Below are 17,829 nucleotides of genomic sequence, written 5' to 3'. Positions count from 1 at the left end.
ACACAATCCCGGTGCGATAGGATCGGGCATGACCCATATTCCGCTTTGGCTGAGTCTTCTGTTATGTCCCGTCGCGTTGTCGGCGCAGGGCTGGGATTGGCCGTCTGAGGATTTCGACGGGTTCTATCTGGACGCGCCGACCCGGTTCTTTAATCCTGACACGCCGCAGTTTGCCCCGGACGGGTCCGTGCGCCGCCCCTCGGATCCCGGCGCGCCGACGCAATTCGGGGCCTTCACCCTGCTTTCTGACGGGCGCTTGTGTATTTCCACAGGGGATGGGGATGGAGGCTGCGACGTGTATCTGCGCGATGGCCAGATGCACATGCTGGTCACCGAGGGCAGCGAGCGGTTTCCGTTCAAGTTTGAACTGGGCATAGGGAACTGATCCTGTCCCTCCCCCCGATGAGAGGGAAGGGGAATAGGTGCAAAGCGGCGGTTTCGCCCGCCTAAAGCCGGTTCAGCAGCGCCGTGGTGGGCCAAGCGTCGGCGGGCAGGCCCAACCGCTTTTGTTCGGCCTGCGCTGCGGTGCGGGTCCCGGCGCCGAGGATGCCGTCGATCTTGCCGACATCATACCCCTTTGCCTTCAATCGACGCTGCAGCTCCTTCATCTGCGCCCCGGTCAGCCCCGGCTCTGGATTGCGCGCGTCATAGACCCGCGCCCCCTCCAGTCGGTTGGCGAAATAGGCGGCGGTCAGCACGTAGGTAAAGCTTTGGTTCCACTCGAAATAGACCTGAAAATTCGGATAGGCGATAAAGGCTGGCCCGTTGCGCCCCTGCGGCAGGATGATCGAGGCGGACAGCGTGTCTTTGGCCAGTTTGCCCTCACGCGGGCGCACGCCCATCTGCGCCCACTGCGCCACGCTCAGGGTCTGGCCGGGGCCGGTCAGTGACCAGTCGAGCGTGTCGGGCACCCGCACTTCCTGCAGCCACGGCTCGCCCGCGCGCCAGCCCAGACTGGATAGCATCTTGGCCCCAGACATCAGCGCATCTGGGGCCGAGGTTTTCAGCCGCACATGCCCGTCCCCATCCCCGTCGATACCGTTTTCGAGAATATCGCGCGGCAGCATCTGCACCATGCCGATCTCTCCGGCCCAGGCGCCGGTGGTGCGCGCCGGGTCGAAATCGCCATGTTTGTAAAGCTCCAGCGCGGCAAAGATCTGGGGCCGGAAGATCTGCGGGCGGCGGCAGTCATGCGCCAGCGTGGTCAGCGCGTTCAAGGTGTTGAAATCCCCCTGAAACCCGCCGTAATCGGTTTCAAACGCCCAGAACGCCAGCAGCACCCCGCGCGAGACGCCATAGTCGCGTTCGATCCGATCAAAGGTGGTGGCGTATTTGCGCGCCATGGCGCGGCCCTTGTCGATCCGGTTCTGCGAGATCAGGTGGCGGGAAAAGTCGATGAAGGGCTTTTGGAACACGCCCTGCGCCCGGTCGGCGCGCAGCACCTTGGGGTCTTGCCGCACCGGGCGGAAAAAGGCGTCGATCGTCGCGGCGTCAAAGCCCTTGGCCGCCGCTTCGGATTTCAGCCCGTCGACAAAGGCGGGAAACGGGCCGCCGCATTGCGCATGGGCGATGGGCGCGGCAAGGCACAGGGCAATCAAAGGGGCAAAAAGGCGCATGAAATCAATATCCTTGTCAAATTACCCGTCACCATAGCGGCAGCAGCAGCGCGCAGGCAACAACCAGCAACAGGAAAACCAGCCACACCCGCCAAAGCAGACGCGCGGCGGCCTCGATCTGGGGCGCGCCGATGTGCTGGCGTCCGGTCCGGTTGACCCAAGGCAGATCGCGCATCTGCCCATCATAGCTGCGCGGTCCGGCTAGTGCGACATCCAGCGCGCGCGCCATCGCCGCCTCGGGCCAGCCAGCATTGGGCGAACGGTGCCGCCGCGCATCCGCCGTGATATCGGACCAATACCGCATCTGGCCGGTGAACAGCGCGATCAACAGGCCGGTCAGCCGCGCCGGGATCAGGTTCAGCAAATCGTCGGCGCGGGCGGCGGCCTTGCCGAACTGCTCATAGCGCGGATTGCGATAGCCGATCATGCTGTCGGCGGTGTTGATCGCCTTGTACAGAATCAGCCCCGGACACCCCAGAATCAGGAACCAGAAGGCCGGCGCGATTACCCCGTCCGAGAGGTTTTCCGCAGCGCTTTCGATGGCAGCGCGGGCGACCCGGCTCTCGTCCATGTCGTGGGTGTCGCGGCTGACAATCCGGGCCACCATATCGCGCCCGGCCTGCAGGGACTGGCGCAGCCCGGTGGCCACCGCGCGCACATGCTCGACCAGCGCGCGCTGTGCCAGCAGGATCGCGGCAACAAGGATCTCGGCCACCGGCCCCAGCCCGGCAATGAGCTGGCCCAGCGTCAGCGCCCCAAGCGCGAGCAGCGCGACCGCCAATGCGCCTTTGATCACCCGCGCCTCACCCCGGTTCAGCCAGCGATCCAGCGCGGCCACCACACGCCCCATCAGCACCGCCGGATGCGGCAGCCGCGACCATAGCCACTCTGGCTCGCCCAACAGCCCATCGAGGAGGAGCGCGGCGGTAAGAAGCGCGGCGGTGCTCACAGCGCCGCTTCCAGCCGGTCCCAGCCCGTCGCCGGGGGCAGGCCCAGCCGCAGCAAATGCGGCGAATAGGGAAAGACGCGCGTCCAGATATGGTGCCGGGCCAGCCGCTCCTGCCAGAGAGAGGCATCGTCCAGATGGTACAGGCGGAACAGGTCGGTGCCGCCCGCAGGCGTGGCGCCGCGCCCGGTCATCAACGCTTCCAGCCGGGCGGCATCGCGCGCCAGCCGCGCTCGCGTTGCCTCGGTCCAACTGGTATCGCGCAGCGCTGCCGCCCCGATCCGCAAGGCGGGGCCAGAGACCGGCCATGGCCCCAGCATCTCGGCCAGTCGCGCAAGGGTGTCGGGGGTGGCTATGGCAAAGCCCAACCGCAGCCCGGCCAGCCCCCAGAACTTTCCAAAGCTTTTCAGCACCACGACACCGGGACGGGTGGCCAGCGCAACAAGGCTCTGTTCCGGGCAGATATCGCAAAAGCTTTCGTCGATGACGGTGAGCGGCGCGTCAGCCTCGCCCGCGTGGCGGAGCCGGCCGTCGGGGTTGTTGGGATGCACCAAGACCCGGGCCTCGACCGGGCCATCTTCCGCCCGCGCCCAGCCCATGGCGGCAAAGGCGGCGGCGTGTTCGTTATAGGTGGGCGCGTCGATCCGCACCCGCCCCGGCGCGGCCAACGCGGGCAGCCGTGCGATCAGCGCCGAGGCCCCGGGTGCGGCTAGCACCCCGGCCCCTGCAGGCACCCGCCAAAAGGCGCGCGCGGCCTGCGTCAGCGCGTCTTGCGCGGCGTGGTCGGGCAGGGCGGCCCAGGCCGCCGCGGGGATCCGTGGCAGCGGATAGGGCTCCGGGTTGATGCCGGTCGACAGATCCAGCCAGTCGCCGCGCGTGCCCCCGAAACGGGTGATGGCACCATCAAGCCCACCGCCGTGATCGCGACCGGGTTGTGCCGTGGGTTGGGTCCCGGGGTGAGCCGTAGGAGAAGTATCGGGCGGGGCAAGGTGCGGCATTGGACAAACCCGGTCTGAAAGGGGGGATTGGGCCGCTTCAACCGGATTTTTCGCCTCGGCACAAGCCAGCCGTCAGGTCTGTGTTTGGAGAACGCGACAAAACAGGTTAACATCAAAGGTTAACGCGGCAAGGTAACGCCATGAGGAGGCGCAAATTCGCGCAGGACGAGGCCATGGATATTCTCATCGTCGAAAGCGATCCGGATCTTGGCGACCTCTGGGCGCGGCATCTGCGGCGAGAGGGCGGGACGGTGAGTCTGGTCCAAACCCAAAGTGCGGCAATCCTTGCGTTGCAGTCGGGGCGGTTCGACATCATCGTGCTGGACCTGATGCTGACTGAGGGCAGCGCGCTGGCGGTGGCCGATTTCGCTAGCTATAGCAGCCCGGAAACGCGGGTGGTGTTTGTCACCGATACCAGCTTTTTCTCTGATGGGTCGATCTTTGCCCTCAGCGCCAACGCCTGCGCCTATGTCCGCAGCAGCACAACGCCCGAGGATCTGGCGGCGATCGTGGAACATCACGGCAAACCGCGGTGACGTGTTGGGGCCCGGGTCCACGCGCGTATGTGACCCGCGCAGGGTTTCGTGGTGACGGGTCCAGTTTCACAGCAAGGGGCTGGGTATGCACCGTCTGTTCCTGATTTTCATTCTGCTGATCCTGTCCTCGGGCGTCCGGGCCGAGCGGGTGGCGCTGGTGATCGGCAATTCCGCTTATTCCACGGTCGCCCCGCTGGACAATCCCCGCAATGATTCCACCGCCGTGGCGGCGGCGCTGACACGGCAGGGATTCACGGTGATGCGCGGCGATAATCTGGGCCGGGTCGGCATGCGCGATACGCTGCGTCAGTTCCGCGACATGGCGGATCGTGCCGATATCGCGCTGGTCTATTACGCCGGCCACGGGATCGAGATCGGCGGGGTCAATTACCTTGTCCCGGTCGATGCCCGGCTGGAGGATGAACGCGACGCGCCGCTGGAGATGGTCGATCTGGATCTTGTGCTGCGTCAGATCTCGGGGGCGCATGTGATGAAGATGGTGGTGCTGGACGCCTGCCGGAACAATCCGTTCGTCATCCGGATGCAACAATCGGGATCAAGCCGCGCCATCGGGCAGGGGCTGGCCGATTTGCGCACCAATCAGAGCGATACGCTGGTGGCCTATGCCGCCGCCGCGGGCGCGATCACCCCGGACGGGGCCGAGGGCGGCAATTCCCCCTTCACGGCGGCGTTTCTTGCCGCGCTGGACGGGCCACCGGCGGATGTGCGCCGGGTGTTGGGCCGGGTCCGCGACGGGATGCGCAAGTCCGTGCCGGGGGCCGCGCCGTTTGTCTATTCCTCGCTGGGGGGCGGGGCCTATGTGATCAACCCGCAAAGCGCGGGCGTCCAGCCCCAATCGCCTGCGCCCGACACATCCGCCGCGCAGACCGCGGCGGGGGTATCCTTGGCCGAGGATTTCGTGCGTATCGACCGCGACGGAACGCTGGCCGGCTGGGACGGCTTCTTGATCCGCCATCAGGGGCAGAGCGACCATCCGCTGTACGGCTTTGCATTGGAGCGGCGCGAGGCGCTGCGCAAGGACACTCGCCCCGAACCACAGGGCACACTACCGGGCAACGTACAGGGAACGGTGCAGGACACGGTGCAGACCGAACCGCCGGGCGAGACGCGGGGAGAGCCGATGCCCGCCCCCGCCCCGGTCTTGCCAACGACGGCAGAGGTCGCCCGTGACATCCAGCGCGCGCTGCACGCCAGCGGCTGCTACCGGGGTGGTATTGATGGCATTTTGGGTCGCAATTCGCGGCGCGGGCTTGCCGCCTTTGGCGATGCGGCCGGGATAGAGGTGCCGAGCGCCATGCCGGGCGATGTCGTTGGACTGATCGTGCTCCGCAGCCTGCTGGCGCGCCATGCCGGAACGGAATGCAAACAGGCCCCGGTGGCGGCCCGTCCGCGACCGCAAACCGCCAAGGCCCCAGCGCCCAAAGCCGCGCAAAAAACTCTGCAAAAAACCCCTGCGAAGCCCCCTTCGGTGCGCGGGTCAGCGGCCGCGTCCTCACCGCAGGGCACCGGCACCAATCTCATCGGTGCCCGAACGCGCAAAGACACCACTAAGCTGGCGCCGGTCATTTCTTCGGATTGCATCGGGCCGCGACGCAAGCTGTTCGACTGCGATTAGCCCCGGGTCTTGTAGGGTTTCATCCCCTCGCGCGCCAGTTCGTCGGCGCGTTCGTTCTCCGGGTGGCCGGCATGGCCCTTGACCCATTCCCAGGTCACCTTGTGCTGGTGCTGCGCCGCGTCCAGCCGCTGCCAAAGTTCGACGTTCTTCACCGGCTTTTTCGCCGCGTTCTTCCAGCCGTTCTTTTTCCAGCCAAAGATCCAGCCGGTGATGCCGTTCTTCACATAGTTGCTGTCGGTGATGACGGTGAGTTCGGTGGGGCGCGTCAGGCTTTCCAGCGCGTTGATCGCGGCCAAAAGCTCCATCCGGTTGTTGGTGGTGGCCGCTTCGCCGCCCTTGAGCTCGCGTTGCTTGACGATCTTGCCGTCCTCGATCGCGCGCAGCAGCACGCCCCAGCCGCCCGGACCGGGGTTTCCGGAACAGGCCCCGTCGGTATAGGCGATCAACTTAGCCATGGGCGATCACCGAAATCCACGGCGCGGTGGAGCCGTCCAGCCCTTCGCCGCTGCCATGTCTGATATCGCCGGGCGTGAAGCCCGCCTTGCGCAGGTGGTCCATCAATTCGTCCTCGGTGTAATAGGTGTAGAGCCGCCCGATGCGGTCGCGGGCTTCTCCCTTACCCAGCTTCAGCCCGATCAGAAAGACCCCGCCGGGTTTGATCGCGTGGTGCAGCGCCGCCAGATGGCGGGGGAAATCGGCGCGGGGGGCGTGCAGCAGGCTGAAATTGGCCCAGATGCCGTCATAGGTGGCAGTGCCCGTGATCTCGTCGAACGTGGCCTGCCGGGCGCTGACGCCGGGATGTTTGGCCGCCATTTCCACCATCGCGGCCGAGGCATCGACCGCCTCGACCTTCAACCCGGCCTCGGCCATCTTCGCCGCCGCCGCGCCCGGCCCGCAGCCAAGATCCAGCACCCGACCCGCCGCCGGGCAGGCGGCGATGAATGCGGTCAGGCGCGGGTCCGTCGTGTTATAGGCATCCGTCATCCCGGCGTAATCCGCCGCGCGTTCGTCGTAGATGCGGATCGTCTCGGGATCGCTCACAGCCAGACCCCCACGGCGAGGCAGGCAATCACCACCCCGGTGAACCGCAGCCGCAGCCGCAACCACCAGGACGGCGCGAGGCCCCAATGGGCAAAGGCGGCATCAAGCAGCAGCAGACCGGCAAAGCCGAAGATCAGGTTCAGGCCCGCCGTCACCGGCCCGCCGCCGGTCATGAAAAAGGCCCAAAGCGCAGGCAGCACCGCCAGCACATAGCCGGTTGTGCCCTGACCGCCGCGGGCGCGGGCGGCAAAGCCCCAAAGAACGCCGGACATGAAGCTGAGAACCACCGAGCCATAGAACAGTTGGACATAGGGGCCGACGAACCGCGGCCCCAGTCGGGTCGCGCCCCAAGCCCCGAGATCGGCGCTCAGATAGGTCGCGGCGCCCCAGAGGAACGGGATCAGCCCGGCAACGCCAAGCAGCAGCGGAAAGGTGGGAACGCGGCTCAAACTCGGCCCCGGTCAGGCTGGCGCGCGCAACACGCGCGGCACCTTGAATTCTACATTTTCGACGGCGGTCTGTACGGTTTCCACCGTCACCTCATAGCGGGCGCGAAAGGCGTCGATGACCTCGTTTACCAGCACCTCGGGGGCCGAGGCCCCGGCGGTGATGCCAATACTGGTGATCCCCTCCAGCGCGCGCCAGTCGATGTTGTCGGCCCGCTGCACCAGTTGCGAATATCGGCATCCGGCCTTGGCGCCGACCTCGACCAGACGGCGCGAATTCGACGAGTTCGGCGCGCCCACCACCAGCATGGCGTCGCAGTTTTGCGCCATCGCCTTGACCGCCTCTTGCCGGTTGGTGGTGGCGTAGCAGATGTCTTCCTTGTGCGGCCCGACGATGGCCGGGAACCGGGCCTGCAGGGCGGCGACGATATCGGCGGTGTCATCAATGCTGAGCGTGGTCTGGGTGACATAGGCGAGCTTGTCGGGATTGCGCACCTCAATCTTCGCCACATCCTCGGGGGTTTCAACCAGCACCACCTCGCCCTCGGGAAGCTGGCCCATGGTGCCGATGGTTTCGGGGTGGCCGGCATGGCCGATCATGACCATCTGCAGCCCGTTTTCAGAATGGCGCTGCGCCTCGATATGCACCTTTGACACCAGCGGGCAGGTGGCATCGACATAGACCATCTGCCGTTGCGCCGCCTCGGCCGGGACCGATTTCGGTACGCCATGGGCCGAGAAGATCACCGGCCGATCCTCGGGACAATCCTTCAGATCCTCGACAAAGACCGCCCCCTTGTCGCGAAGCCCATCGACGACGAATTTGTTGTGCACGATTTCGTGGCGCACATAGACCGGCGCGCCCCATTTCTGCAGCGCCATTTCGACGATCTTGATGGCGCGGTCGACGCCGGCGCAGAACCCGCGCGGCGCGGCAAGATACAGGGTGAGGGGCGGTTTGCTCATGTCGCGGTCTCCTTGACCCGACAGGTAAGGCCTCTGGCCGCGATGGTCCAGCCCGCGGGCCGTTCACTCAGCCCGGATAGGGCCATCCGGCGTGAGAGGCTGGCAGGTGGGAGACAAGGCATCGAAAGGAGGGGGGGATTTGCCCGCGCAACCGCAGGTCGGGGCAAAGACAGCTAAAGCCAAACGATGTGGTCACATAACAGGATGCGATGAACACCCAAGCGGGGGGGCTGAAAGCCGTGCCGGACCCCAATCCGGCACGGCCCTCAGCCCGAAGACCGCTCAGTCGGCCGCGTAGGCAACGCTACGTGGCTGCACCTGGGTTTCGCGCGGCGGACGCCCGATCACGTCTTTCAACTCCTCCAACTCGATGAAGTTATCGGCCTGGCGGCGCAGATCGTCCGAGATCATCGGCGGCTGGCTGCGAATGGTCGAGACCACAGACACCCGAACCCCTTGGCGTTGCAGGCTGGCCACCAGCGGACGAAAATCGCCATCGCCAGAGAACAGCACGATATGGTCAACGCGCGGCGCCAGTTCCATGGCATCGACTGCAAGTTCGATATCCATGTTGCCCTTGACCTTACGCCGCCCCATGCTGTCGGTGTATTCCTTGGCCGGTTTGGTGACCATGGTGAAGCCGTTATAATGCAGCCAGTCCACCAAGGGGCGAATCGGAGAATACTCGTCATTTTCAAGGAGGGCGGTATAGTAAAATGCGCGCAGCAATTTGCCGCGCCGCATAAATTCCTGCCGGAGCAGTTTGTAGTCGATGTCGAACCCCAGGGCCTTGGCCGCAGCGTATAAATTCGAACCATCGATGAACAGCGCAAGCCGTTCGTCTTTGTAAAACATCAAATGTCCTTCCAATATGCTCAATTCGCCGTGGCGTTCCGTATGTGAGTGATTAAATTTGGCGAAAAGATATGCTTAAAATAAGAGAATCTCAGTGTGCCGCAAGGTTCGAGTCTGCATGAATGAGTACCCAAATTGACCGGATTCCGGTCAAATGCCCTGATCGCGCTTGGGGCAAACCTGCCATCGCGGGTTGGCGCCCCTGCGCAGACCCTGATTGCGGCGGTGGCCGCGATGCCCGCGCAGGGGCTTTCGGTGCGCGCTGTCAGTCGGTTTTTTGCCACCCCCTGTTTTCCGCCCGGATCCGGCCCCGACTATGTCAATGCGGTGGTTCGGGTGGAGACAGATCACGATCCGGCCGCCTGTCTGGCCGCGCTGCATGCGATCGAGGCCGGGTTTGGCCGCGAACGGCAACAACGGTGGGGGATGCGGACGCTGGATCTGGATCTGCTGGCTCTCGATGGGACCATTGCGCCGGATCCTGCCACCCAGACCCACTGGCGCGACCTGTCGCCCGAGGAACAGCGCCGCATCGCGCCAGACCAGTTGATTCTACCGCATCCACGTCTGCAGGATCGGGGATTCGTGCTGGTGCCGCTGGCGGATATTGCGCCGGACTGGGCGCATCCGATTCTGGGCCAGACGGTCCGGGACATGCTGGCGGCGCTGTCAGCGGCAGATTTGGCCGAGATCCGCCCGGTATGACCCTTTGTTTTCTACAGATCGGCCGCGTTCCTGCCTTGTCAAGGTAAAGATTCGCGGTTACAAACCGCCGTTCCGGACCCAGAACTGTATTGGAGATCTCCTCATGGCCCGCGTGACGGTTGAAGACTGCGTTGATAAGGTACCAAACCGGTTTGAGCTGGTGATGTTGGCTGCGCATCGTGCGCGTGAGATTGCTGCGGGTACGCCAATCACGGTAGAGCGCGACAACGACAAGAACCCGGTTGTCGCCCTGCGTGAGATCGCCGACGAGACCCAAAGCGCCGATGAGCTGCGCGAACGGTTGATCGAGTCGAACCAGACTCAGATCGAAGTGGACGAGCCGGAAGAAGATCAGATGGCCCTGCTCATGGGGGCCGAAGCCGACAAACCGGCCGAGGACGACATGAACGAGGAAATGCTGCTGCGCAAACTGATGGAGGCCCAAGGCCAGGGCTGAGCGCGGATATGAGGACGCGGACCGAATGATTTCAGCCGAAGATCTGATTGCGCTGGTCCGCAATTATAATCCGAAAACCAATGCTGATCGTATCACTGCCGCCTATGACTATGGGCGGCAGATGCACGAGGGGCAGTTCCGCCATTCCGGTGAGCCGTATTTTTCGCACCCGGTCGCTGTCGCCGCGATCCTGACCGAACAGCGGCTGGATGATTCGACGATCATCACCGCGCTGCTGCACGACACCATCGAGGATACCAAGGCCAGCTATACCGAGGTGACCGAGCAATTCGGTCGCGAGGTTGCCGAACTGGTCGATGGTGTGACCAAGCTGACCAATCTTCAGCTGTCCAGCCGCGAGACCAAGCAGGCCGAGAATTTCCGCAAGCTGTTCATGGCGATGTCCAAGGACATGCGGGTGATTCTGGTCAAGCTTGCCGACCGGCTGCACAATATGCGCACCATCAAGGCGATGCGGCCGGAAAAGCAGGAGCAAAAGGCCCGCGAGACGATGGATATCTTCGCGCCGCTGGCAGGCCGTATGGGCATGCAGTGGATGCGCGAGGAACTCGAAGACCTGGCCTTTCGCGTGCTCAACCCCGAGGGCCGGCAATCGATCATCCGCCGCTTTATCACGTTGCAGCGCGAAACCGGTGACGTGATTCACCGCATCACCGGCGACATGCGGCTGGAGTTGGAAAAGGCAGAGATCGAGGCCGAGGTGTTCGGGCGGGCCAAGAAACCCTATTCGATCTGGCGCAAGATGCAGGAAAAGGATCAGGGGTTTTCCCGGCTGTCCGACATCTATGGCTTTCGCGTCATCACCGGCAGCGAAGAGGATTGCTATCGCGCGCTGGGCATCATTCACCAGCGCTGGCGCGCGGTGCCGGGCCGGTTCAAGGATTATATCAGCCAGCCGAAATCGAACGGCTACCGCTCGATCCATACCACGGTGTCGGGGCGCGACGGCAAACGGGTCGAGGTTCAGATCCGCACCCGCCAGATGCATGACGTGGCCGAAACCGGCGTGGCGGCGCATTGGTCCTATCGCGATGGGGTGCGATCGCAAAACCCGTTTGCGGTTGATCCGGCCAAATGGATCGCCTCGCTGACCGAACAGTTCGATTCAGAAGAAGATCACGACGAATTTCTCGAAGCGGTCAAGCTCGAGATGTATTCCGATCAGGTGTTCTGCTTTACCCCCAAGGGGGACGTGGTCAAGTTGCCCCGAGGGGCGACGCCGATCGACTATGGCTATGCCATCCACACCCGCATCGGCCATGCCTGCGTCGGGGCCAAGGTGGACGGTATCCGGGTTCCGCTCTGGACCCGTCTGAAGAACGGCCAGTCGGTCGAGATCATCACCGCCGAGGGGCAGATGCCGCAGGTCAGCTGGCTGGAGATCGCCACCACCGGCAAGGCCCGCTCGGCGATCCGCCGCGCCCTGCGCGAGCTGGACCGGGGACGCTTTATCAAGCTGGGGCAAGAGCTGGCGCGCTCGGCCTTTGAACATGTGGGGCGCAAGGCCACCGACAAGGCGCTGGACGCCGCGGCGCGCAATCTGCGGCTGAAACATCGCGACGAGCTGCTGGCGCGGCTGGGCAGCGCGGAAATCACCGCTCATGACGTGGTGCAGGCGGTTTATCCCGAACTGGTCCGCGACGAGGGCGAGCAGATTTCCCCGCGCCGGGCGGTGATCGGCCTGCAACCGGGGCAAAGCTTTGAACGCGCGCCCTGCTGTCAGCCGCTGCCGGGCGAGCGCATTGTCGGGATCACCTCGCGCGGCAAGGGCGTGGTGGTGCATACGATCGACTGCGACCGGCTGAGCGAATTCGAGGATCAGCCAGCCCGTTGGGTCGACCTGCATTGGCATTCGGGCAACCACCCGGCAGTTTACAGCGTGACGCTGGAGCTGACCATCGGCAACGATGCGGGGGTGCTGGGACGTATTTGCACATTGATCGGAGAGAAAAAGGCCAATATCAACAATCTGGTATTTGTGGATCGTAAACCGGACTTCTATCGCCTTATGTTGGATCTGGAGTTACGGGATGTGGAGCAGCTCCACTCACTGATGCTGATGCTCGAGGCCGAAAGCGATGTCGCCTCGGTGGAACGTTACCGCGAAAAGTCACCGGCCCACGTCGTGTTGGGCTAAGAACCGCGGCAGGACGAAAGGACGACGACGTTGGTATTCAAACGCCGGGATCGCCGCTCGCTCCTGAAGATCATTGTCGAGTTCTTTTACCCCCGCGGTGGCTGGTACCGTGCCTTTCTCTATGTGAAACACCGTATCCGCCGCCTGCCGGATACGCCCGAGCGGATCGCGCGGGGAATCTGGGCCGGGGTGTTCACCACCTTTACCCCGTTCTACGGCATGCATTTTGTCGTCGCCTTCCTGATCGCGCGGTTGATGCGGGGCAATATCCTGGCCGCGCTCAGCGCCACGTTCTTCGGCAATCCGCTGACCTATGTGCCGATCGGGGTGATCTCGCTCAAGACCGGGCATTTTCTGCTGGGCACCACTTTTGACGAAAAACGCCATACCGGGTTTCTGCGCAAGTTCGCCTATGCGGGGAGCGATCTGAAGGACAATCTTATCGCGCTGTTCACCAATCGGGATGCCGATTGGCACGGGCTGATGGGGTTCTATCACGACATCTTCTACCCCTATATGATCGGCGGTTTGATCCCCGGCGCGGTGGCCGGAACCATCGCCTATTTTCTCAGTGTGCCGCTGATCCGTGCCTATCAGCATCGCCGCCGCGGCCGGATCAAGGCCAAGTTCGACGCGATCAAGAAAAAAGCCCGCGCAGAGGCTGACCTTGGCCGCAAGGCGGATTAGTGTTTGCGCGCAATCTCTGGCAAGGAGTCTCTCGATGACCGATCCCCGTCTGCGGCTGGGCGTGAATATCGACCATGTGGCCACCGTTCGTAACGCGCGCGGTGGCGCCTATCCCGATCCGCTGCGCGCCGCGAAACTGGCCGAGGCGGCGGGCGCCGATGGCATTACCGCGCATCTGCGCGAAGATCGCCGCCACATCTCGGATACCGATATCGAGGGGCTGGTGGCCGGGTTGAGCGTGCCGCTGAATTTCGAGATGGCCGCCACGGATGAAATGCAGGCCATCGCGCTGCGCCATAAACCACATGCGGTCTGTCTGGTGCCGGAAAAGCGCGAGGAGCGCACCACCGAAGGCGGGCTTGAGGTTGCGCATGACGAAGCCAAGCTGGCCCGGTTCATCGCGCCACTGCGGGCGGCGGGCTGTCGGGTGTCGCTGTTCATCGGGGCGGACAGGCCGCAGATTGAGGCCGCCGCACGGATCGGCGCCGAGGTGATCGAACTGCACACCGGGGCCTATTGCGATTTTCACGCCGAGGGGCGTCTTGAAGCCCGCGACGCCGAGTTGCAGCGTCTGCGCGAGATGGCCGCTCTGGCCGGGTCTCTGGGGTTGGAGGTCCATGCGGGCCACGGGCTGACCTATGACACGGTGCAGCCGATTGCCGCTTTCCCCGAGGTGCGCGAGCTGAACATCGGGCATTTCTTGATCGGAGAGGCGATCTTTCGCGGGCTGGAGCCTGCGATCCGTGAAATGCGCCGCTTGATGGACGCGGCACGGGGCTGAGGCTGGCGATATGATCCTCGGGATAGGCACAGATCTGGCCAATATCGACCGGGTGGCCCGCGCGCTGGATCGCTTTGGCGACCGGTTTCGCAACCGCGTCTTCACCGAGGTCGAACAGCGCAAGGCCGAGCGGCGGCGCGACGTGGCGGGCACCTATGCCAAGCGCTGGGCCGCGAAAGAGGCTTGTTCCAAGGCGCTGGGCACCGGGCTGCGCATGGGCATCGCCTGGAAGGACATGGCCGTCAGCAACCTGCACAGCGGCCAGCCGGTCATGCAGGTTACCGGCTGGGCCGCCGAGCGGCTGGCACAGATGACCCCGCCGGGGCACGAGGCCATCATCCACGTGACCCTGACCGACGATCACCCTTGGGCGCAGGCCTTTGTCGTGATCGAGGCGCGGCCAATTGTCGGGGCCGGGGCACCGCCACTTCCGCCTGCTTGACTTACCCCGGTCTGCCCCGCAAGAAGCGGTCGACCCCAACCTGAACGGAGAGCCGCATGGCCAGCACTGAAAAACCCGGACACGCCATCTGGGAGACGATCAAGACCATCGTCTATGCCCTGCTGATCGCCGGAGTGTTTCGGACCCTGTTCTTTCAGCCGTTCTGGATCCCGTCGGGCTCGATGAAGGAAACCCTGCTGATCGGGGATTTCCTGTTCGTCAACAAGATGGCCTATGGCTATTCCTATGCCTCCTGTCCCAGCGTCAAGCTGCCGGGGATCGGCATCAATATCGACGCCGAGGATCTTTGTGGTTTTCTCAAGGGCGACAACACCCGTGTCTGGGGCGGCGAGCCCGAGCGCGGCGATGTGGTGGTGTTCCGTCACCCGGTCAGCGGCGCTGATTTCATCAAGCGTCTGATCGGCCTGCCGGGCGACCAGATCCAGGTGATCGACGGCGTGCTGCAGATCAATGGCGCGGCGGTCAAACTGGAAAAGGCCGGTGTGTTCGAGGAACTCTCAGCACCGCAGGGGCCGCAGGGCTATCGCCCGCGGTGTGAAAACGGCCCGGTGGGCGAGGGAGGCATCTGCGAGAAATCCCGTCAGATCGAAACGCTGCCGAATGGTGTGCGCCACAGCATCATCAATATCGGCGACCAAAGATCGGACCACACCGGCGTCTATACCGTGCCCGAGGGTTATTACTTTTTCATGGGCGACAATCGCGACAATTCCAGCGACAGCCGTTTGCCGCAGGCCGCCGGTGGGGTCGGTTTCGTGCCCTATGAAAACATTGTCGGTCGGGCCGATCGCATCATGTTCTCGTCTGGCGGGCGCTCGATGCTGTATTTCTGGACCTGGCGCGGTGACCGGTTCTTCAAGGGGATCGAGTGAGACTGTCAGCTGACATAAAGGCGTTTGAGACGCGCATCGGCCACACCTTCAAACGGCCGGAACTGCTGGTGCGCGCGCTGACCCATGGGTCGGTCTCGTCGACGACGCGTGCGGACAACCAGCGGCTGGAGTTTCTGGGTGACCGGGTGCTGGGGCTGGTGATGGCCGAGGCGCTGTTGCTGGACGACACCTCCGCATCCGAAGGCCAGCTTGCGCCGCGATTCAATGCGCTGGTCCGCAAGGAAGCCTGCGCCGAGGTCGCGCGCGAGATTGATCTGGGCGCGGTGCTCAAGCTGGGGCGCTCGGAAATGCTGTCGGGCGGGCGGCGCAAGCTGGCGCTGTTGGGCGACGCGATGGAGGCGGTGATTGCCGCCGTCTATCGCGATGCCGGGTTCGAGCCGGCGCGCGACATGATCCTGCGGCTTTGGGGGCCGCGCATCCAAAGCGTCGAAGAGGATGCGCGCGACGCCAAGACCGCGTTGCAGGAATGGGCGCAGGCGCGGCGTCAGTCCCCGCCGCAATATGTCGAGGTGGACCGCAGCGGCCCCGATCACGCCCCGGTCTTTACCATCGCGGCCCGGCTGGAAAGCGGCGAAGAGGCAAAAGCCTCTGCCGGGTCCAAACGTCAGGCCGAACAGACGGCCGCCAAGACGCTGTTGGAGCGGCTCGACAACGCCTGAGTCGCGTTTCCTGTGGACCTGTCGCGCCGCCCTTAGTCGGGGCGCGGCAACAGCGCCGTCGGGGCGTCGGGGTCGCGGCTATAGTCTAGCGGCACCCGGTCGGTGGCTCGCGTGTGGCGCTTGAACTCATAGCGCATCTCGCCGCCCTCCTGTTCCGCCGCGACGATCAGGCACTGATACAGGTGCTGGCTGCCGTCATAAAGATCGACCAGCCCGCGCAGATGTGCTGCCTCTGCCGCCTCGACGGAAAACCCGTCCCGCCATTGCCGCAGCACCGGGTGAAAGGCATCGTCGGCCAGCACCCGCAACCGGCTGGTCTTTTTCAGCCCGGCCAGACGCGCCGCATCCAGTCCGGCGCGCAAGTCTTTTGATATGTAAGTCGTCATGTTGCGATCCTCCCAGAGGCAAGATCGACTCTGCGGTGCGCTCGGCAAAAGGCAAGTGCGCAAAACCGGTGGATGGGTCTTGCCGCGATTTTCCGCGCGCGCTGTTGCGTCCGTGGATCACCCGGCCTGTGAGGCGGGGGTGCATCGGCCGTTCAACGCACGGGCGGGGTTAGCGGCGAAAATAGGTCTGCCAGAGCCAGATCACCAGCATCGCGCCCAGCACCGCCCCGACGAAACCCGACAGCGCCCCCATCATGGTCAGCAAGGCGCGCAGGATCAGCCCGCCCAGCAGCGCGCCAATGATGCCGATCAGCATCGTGGTGGGGATGTCGGCCTCGACCTTCATCATGCGGGTCGCCAGAAACCCGGCTGCCGCACCGATGATGACCAGCGCGATGATACCCATGCCCATAGCCTTACCTCCGCCAGTGGAACGGCACGATGATCAGCGCCCCGACCGAGGAGACGATGGCGTTCATCCCCGGTGAGTGGAAGCCGATCCCGAACATGATCCGGACAAAATAGAACAGAAAGGCCCCGCCGATGCAGATGATGATGGATTGCAGGATGCCGTTCTGGGTGAACCCGGTCTTTTCGGCACCATAGCCGATAATCCCGGCGATCACGACCGTGCCCATCAACGTCAAGAACATACTGGCGGTCTCCCTTCCGCGCGGGTCAGAGCCGCGTTCCCTTGGCCACCGCACGGCCGCGCAGGAACACATCACCATCCTGCGCCCCTTTGCCAGCCCGTTGCAAGCGGGTCAGTTGCACCGCGCCGCTGCCACAGGCGACGGTGAGCGTATCGTCCAGCACCTCCCCCGGTGCGCCGCTGCCGGGGGCAAGGCGCGAGGCCAGCAGTTTGACCCGTGCGCCGTCGATTTCGCACCATGCGCCGGGAAAGGGGGAAAGCCCGCGGATCTTGCGGTCGACCTGTTCGGCGGGCTGGCTCCAGTCCACTCGTGCCTCGGATTTGTCGATCTTGTCGGCATAGGTCACGCCGGTCTCGGGCTGCGGCTGTGGCACCAGCGCGTCGATCTGCTCCAGCGCGCGCAGGATCAGCGCGGCGCCCATGCCGGACAGCCGGTCATGCAGCTCTGCCGTGGTTTCCTCGGCCCCGATCGGCGTCTCCTCGCGCAGCAGCACCGGGCCGGTATCCAGCCCGGCCTCCATCTGCATGATGCAGATCCCGGTTTCGGCGTCGCCAGCCATGATCGCACGGTGAATCGGGGCCGCGCCACGCCAGCGCGGCAGCAGGCTGGCATGGATGTTGAGACAGCCTTTCGCCGGGGCATCGAGCACCGCGCGCGGCAGGATCAGCCCATAGGCCACCACCACGGCGATATCGGCATTGAGCGCGGCGAACTCGGCCTGCACCTCGTCGCATTTCAGACTGACCGGGTGGCGAACCGGTAGGTCCAGCGCCTCGGCCCGCGCCTGTACCGGGCTGGGGCGGTCTTTCTTGCCACGCCCCGCCGGGCGCGGCGGCTGGCAATAGACACAGGCGATCTCGTGCCCGGCCCCCACCAGCGCGTCGAGCACCGGGACCGAGAAATCGGGGGTTCCCATGAAGATGATGCGCATCGTCAAACCTTTGTCT

General features: G+C 64.4%; 23 protein-coding genes. 11 read left to right on the top strand and 12 right to left on the bottom strand.

All coding sequences use genetic code 11. The annotated features are described in order from the left end of the window. Positions 1-28 precede the first annotated feature (28 nt). Positions 29-385, top strand: a complete 357-nt coding sequence (locus E1B25_RS11825; RefSeq protein ID WP_132829506.1) for a hypothetical protein — start codon at positions 29-31, stop codon at positions 383-385. A gap of 61 nt (positions 386-446) precedes the next feature. Here E1B25_RS11825 and E1B25_RS11820 read toward each other — a convergent pair whose 3' ends face one another. The 3 genes from E1B25_RS11820 to E1B25_RS11810 are packed head-to-tail and all read right to left on the bottom strand — an operon-like array spanning position 447 to position 3,560. Continuing rightward, positions 447-1,616, bottom strand: coding sequence for a lytic murein transglycosylase (locus E1B25_RS11820; RefSeq protein WP_132829505.1), 1,170 nt, complete (start codon positions 1,614-1,616; stop codon positions 447-449). Positions 1,617-1,644: 28 nt separating this feature from the next. Further along, positions 1,645-2,565 (bottom strand): adenosylcobinamide-phosphate synthase CbiB, encoded by a 921-nt coding sequence (gene cbiB / locus E1B25_RS11815; RefSeq protein WP_132829503.1) that lies wholly within the window; start codon positions 2,563-2,565, stop codon positions 1,645-1,647. Then, positions 2,562-3,560 carry a threonine-phosphate decarboxylase gene (locus tag E1B25_RS11810; protein ID WP_132829501.1) on the bottom strand — a complete coding sequence of 333 codons (999 nt, stop codon included), beginning with the start codon at positions 3,558-3,560 and terminating at the stop codon, positions 2,562-2,564. Before E1B25_RS11810 ends, cbiB begins: the two co-directional genes overlap by 4 nt. A 173-nt stretch (positions 3,561-3,733) precedes the next feature. Between E1B25_RS11810 and E1B25_RS11805 the strand changes: the two genes are divergently transcribed. Both E1B25_RS11805 and E1B25_RS11800 read left to right on the top strand, forming a co-directional pair. Then, a complete protein-coding gene (locus tag E1B25_RS11805; RefSeq protein ID WP_132829499.1) occupies positions 3,734-4,096 on the top strand; it encodes a response regulator transcription factor in 363 nt (120 codons plus the stop codon). 85 nt (positions 4,097-4,181) lie between these two features. After that, a complete protein-coding gene (locus tag E1B25_RS11800; RefSeq protein ID WP_132829498.1) occupies positions 4,182-5,732 on the top strand; it encodes a caspase family protein in 1,551 nt (516 codons plus the stop codon). Here the strand turns inward: E1B25_RS11800 and rnhA are convergent. The 5 genes from rnhA to E1B25_RS11775 form a co-directional block, all read right to left on the bottom strand. After that, a complete protein-coding gene (gene rnhA / locus E1B25_RS11795; protein ID WP_132829496.1) occupies positions 5,729-6,187 on the bottom strand; it encodes a ribonuclease HI in 459 nt (152 codons plus the stop codon). The two genes, E1B25_RS11800 and rnhA, sit on opposite strands and share 4 nt — an antisense overlap. Continuing rightward, positions 6,180-6,773, bottom strand: a complete 594-nt coding sequence (locus E1B25_RS11790; protein WP_132829494.1) for a class I SAM-dependent methyltransferase — start codon at positions 6,771-6,773, stop codon at positions 6,180-6,182. Before E1B25_RS11790 ends, rnhA begins: the two co-directional genes overlap by 8 nt. After that, entirely contained in the window at positions 6,770-7,222 is a 453-nt protein-coding gene (locus tag E1B25_RS11785; protein WP_132829492.1) for a DUF3429 domain-containing protein, read from the bottom strand. Before E1B25_RS11785 ends, E1B25_RS11790 begins: the two co-directional genes overlap by 4 nt. 12 nt (positions 7,223-7,234) lie before the next feature. Then, on the bottom strand, positions 7,235-8,185 hold the full coding sequence (gene ispH / locus E1B25_RS11780) for a 4-hydroxy-3-methylbut-2-enyl diphosphate reductase (RefSeq protein ID WP_132829490.1): 951 nt from the start codon (positions 8,183-8,185) through the stop codon (positions 7,235-7,237). Positions 8,186-8,467: 282 nt separating this feature from the next. Then, the gene (locus E1B25_RS11775; RefSeq protein WP_132829489.1) at positions 8,468-9,040 is read right to left on the bottom strand and encodes a LabA-like NYN domain-containing protein; all 573 of its coding nucleotides are present in this window, start codon (positions 9,038-9,040) and stop codon (positions 8,468-8,470) included. Between the two features lie 135 nt (positions 9,041-9,175). On the opposite strand from E1B25_RS11775, the gene folK reads away from it, so the two are divergent. The 8 genes from folK to rnc all read left to right on the top strand — a co-directional run bounded on the left by folK (position 9,176) and on the right by rnc (position 15,843). Further along, positions 9,176-9,745 (top strand): 2-amino-4-hydroxy-6-hydroxymethyldihydropteridine diphosphokinase, encoded by a 570-nt coding sequence (gene folK / locus E1B25_RS11770; protein ID WP_132829487.1) that lies wholly within the window; start codon positions 9,176-9,178, stop codon positions 9,743-9,745. A gap of 103 nt (positions 9,746-9,848) precedes the next feature. Then, positions 9,849-10,202 (top strand): DNA-directed RNA polymerase subunit omega, encoded by a 354-nt coding sequence (gene rpoZ / locus E1B25_RS11765; protein WP_132829485.1) that lies wholly within the window; start codon positions 9,849-9,851, stop codon positions 10,200-10,202. A 25-nt stretch (positions 10,203-10,227) separates the two neighbouring features. Then, complete coding sequence (locus E1B25_RS11760; protein WP_132829483.1) at positions 10,228-12,360, top strand: RelA/SpoT family protein; 2,133 nt, start codon at positions 10,228-10,230, stop codon at positions 12,358-12,360. A 30-nt stretch (positions 12,361-12,390) separates the two neighbouring features. Continuing rightward, a complete protein-coding gene (locus E1B25_RS11755) occupies positions 12,391-13,047 on the top strand; it encodes a DUF2062 domain-containing protein (protein WP_132829482.1) in 657 nt (218 codons plus the stop codon). Positions 13,048-13,081: 34 nt separating this feature from the next. Then, positions 13,082-13,828, top strand: a complete 747-nt coding sequence (locus tag E1B25_RS11750; RefSeq protein ID WP_132829480.1) for a pyridoxine 5'-phosphate synthase — start codon at positions 13,082-13,084, stop codon at positions 13,826-13,828. Between the two features lie 10 nt (positions 13,829-13,838). Then, positions 13,839-14,270: a holo-ACP synthase gene (acpS, locus tag E1B25_RS11745; RefSeq protein ID WP_132829478.1), complete on the top strand. Its 432-nt coding sequence runs from the start codon at positions 13,839-13,841 to the stop codon at positions 14,268-14,270. Between the two features lie 56 nt (positions 14,271-14,326). Continuing rightward, on the top strand, positions 14,327-15,163 hold the full coding sequence (gene lepB / locus E1B25_RS11740; protein ID WP_132829476.1) for a signal peptidase I: 837 nt from the start codon (positions 14,327-14,329) through the stop codon (positions 15,161-15,163). Beyond that, entirely contained in the window at positions 15,160-15,843 is a 684-nt protein-coding gene (rnc, locus tag E1B25_RS11735) for a ribonuclease III (RefSeq protein WP_132829474.1), read from the top strand. The genes lepB and rnc overlap by 4 nt, the downstream gene beginning before the upstream one ends. Before the next feature lie 32 nt (positions 15,844-15,875). Here rnc and E1B25_RS11730 read toward each other — a convergent pair whose 3' ends face one another. The 4 genes from E1B25_RS11730 to fmt all read right to left on the bottom strand — a co-directional run bounded on the left by E1B25_RS11730 (position 15,876) and on the right by fmt (position 17,813). Next, complete coding sequence (locus E1B25_RS11730; protein ID WP_132829473.1) at positions 15,876-16,229, bottom strand: hypothetical protein; 354 nt, start codon at positions 16,227-16,229, stop codon at positions 15,876-15,878. A 169-nt stretch (positions 16,230-16,398) separates the two neighbouring features. Beyond that, the gene (locus E1B25_RS11725) at positions 16,399-16,635 is read right to left on the bottom strand and encodes a GlsB/YeaQ/YmgE family stress response membrane protein (protein WP_132829785.1); all 237 of its coding nucleotides are present in this window, start codon (positions 16,633-16,635) and stop codon (positions 16,399-16,401) included. 10 nt (positions 16,636-16,645) lie between these two features. Continuing rightward, positions 16,646-16,882, bottom strand: a complete 237-nt coding sequence (locus tag E1B25_RS11720) for a hypothetical protein (RefSeq protein ID WP_132829471.1) — start codon at positions 16,880-16,882, stop codon at positions 16,646-16,648. A 25-nt stretch (positions 16,883-16,907) separates the two neighbouring features. Further along, positions 16,908-17,813, bottom strand: a complete 906-nt coding sequence (fmt, locus tag E1B25_RS11715) for a methionyl-tRNA formyltransferase (RefSeq protein WP_132829469.1) — start codon at positions 17,811-17,813, stop codon at positions 16,908-16,910. Positions 17,814-17,829: the final 16 nt, after the last annotated feature.

The organism is Antarcticimicrobium sediminis (assembly GCF_004348975.1).
GTDB lineage: Bacteria > Pseudomonadota > Alphaproteobacteria > Rhodobacterales > Rhodobacteraceae > Antarcticimicrobium > Antarcticimicrobium sediminis.
Note: the sequence above shows the minus strand (reverse complement) of the source record. Positions and strands in the feature narration are given on the sequence as shown.